The sequence below is a fragment of the uncultured Campylobacter sp. genome, from assembly GCF_937997465.1.
Taxonomy (GTDB): Bacteria; Campylobacterota; Campylobacteria; order Campylobacterales; family Campylobacteraceae; genus Campylobacter_A.
In genome coordinates this window covers 1-1,514 of record NZ_CALKTQ010000282.1, presented here as the reverse complement: position 1 = coordinate 1,514, position 1,514 = coordinate 1, and the positions used below count along the sequence as shown (strand labels likewise).

At 43.9% G+C, this 1,514-nt stretch carries 1 protein-coding gene and 1 pseudogene; both read right to left on the bottom strand.

Features of this window, described 5'->3' with window-relative positions; genetic code table 11:
* A partial coding sequence (locus tag Q0546_RS09280) for an acylphosphatase (RefSeq protein WP_298792445.1) occupies positions 1-223 on the bottom strand: 223 nt, incomplete at its 3' end.
* Positions 207-1,514: pseudogene (locus tag Q0546_RS09275) on the bottom strand (hypothetical protein); the annotation flags it as partial. The pseudogene Q0546_RS09275 and the gene Q0546_RS09280, both read right to left, overlap by 17 nt.

The window sequence follows — 1,514 nt, the reverse complement described above, 5'->3', positions numbered from 1 at the left end:
TTCTCATCTCGTCGATGCGAGCAAGGCTTGGCAGCTCCTCATGCAGCGCTTTTTCAAATTTTTCTATCTGCTCGTTTGGACCGCAAAGCGTTAGCTTCACGCCCTCATCGTCGTTATAAATTTCGCCCGCAAGGCCGAATTTAAGTGCTAGATTATAAACGAAAGGGCGAAAACCCACACCTTGAACCAGGCCTGAAATTTCATATTTAAAACATCTCTTCAATCAAAAACTCTTTGCTAAATTTGGCGTTTAAACCTATTTTTAGATGCTTTAACGTCAAATTTGCAAGCGTTTTGTTTTCAAAAAGCGAGCCGCAAAGCAGCGCGTTTTGCACGCCAAAATCCTGCTTTAGCGAGTCTGAAAAATTGCTCAAAAAATACGACAGCGACTCGGCGTATCCGTAGCTAAGCAGCCTAGCATCGACGCCTGCGAGCCTAAAGCTCATGCCGCTTCTGGCAAATTTAGCGACGTCAAAATGCGTTTTGTTTAGCATTTTAAAATCGAGCCTAGGCCCTTTTGCGCCGTTAAAATCGCTCGCGTTTTGCAGTAAAATCTCGCCCGCTTTTTGCGCATCGCTATCAAATCCAAGCAGTGCTCCAGCCATACAAAATAGCCCGAAAAAGCCGTTTTGTACGCCAAGCTCACCGCGCGGCAGGCTAAAGTTTTCACTGTAATTTTGAAGCAATCTCTCGCCGCCCTCCTCGCGCTTTATCTGCGCGTAAAGCTCCTCAAAGTTCGCAGGCAAGGCGAAATTTAAGACGTTAAAATCATCAAATTTGGGGTAAATTTTAACTTCATCGTCTTTAAACATGCTTAAAAATATCCTAGCTATCCCGCCCTCTGCGTCAAATTCTTTTTTTGCGAGATTAAAAGCGGCTAGATTTTTATCCGCGGCGCCCTCCATCCGGTTCAAATTTTCACGCGAATAATAAATCCTAGAGCCGCTAAAAATGTATCCGTTTTCAAGCACCACGGCCTTAAACGGCGGCTTTTGCGCCTTTAGCGCGATAAAATTTACGCCCGCTTTAAAAAACTTGTCGCAAAGCGCGTAGATGAAAATGTCTCTAGCTGCGCAGACATCAAAAAATCTTGGCGAGCTTGGGTGATTGCCGCGGTAGATCGCTGTAGTTTTTAGCGTAACGGCAGGCTTTTCGTAGCTTGCTAGAGCTACTTGCTCGGCTTCGTTTGCGATAAAAATTTTGGGTAAATTTTTAAGGTTTGTCGGCATTAAAAGATTAAAATTTTCGTTTAGTTCGGTGAAATTTGACGCTTCAAATTCGCCGCTAATATCTTTAAATTTAACGCTTTGGCCCGCGCATAAATTTTTAAAAGCAAACTCCAAAAGCTCGTTAAAATTCTTCCTCGTCACGGGAGTAAATTTGCCGTCCGTAAAAACGCAAATGTCGCTAAAAACGCTGTTTTCGCACTCTTTTAGCTCGCCTTTTAGATAAGCGCTAACGACGCTTGGCGTAATGTTTGAGAGTGAATTCTGCGGTTCGCTTGCTTCGCCGTT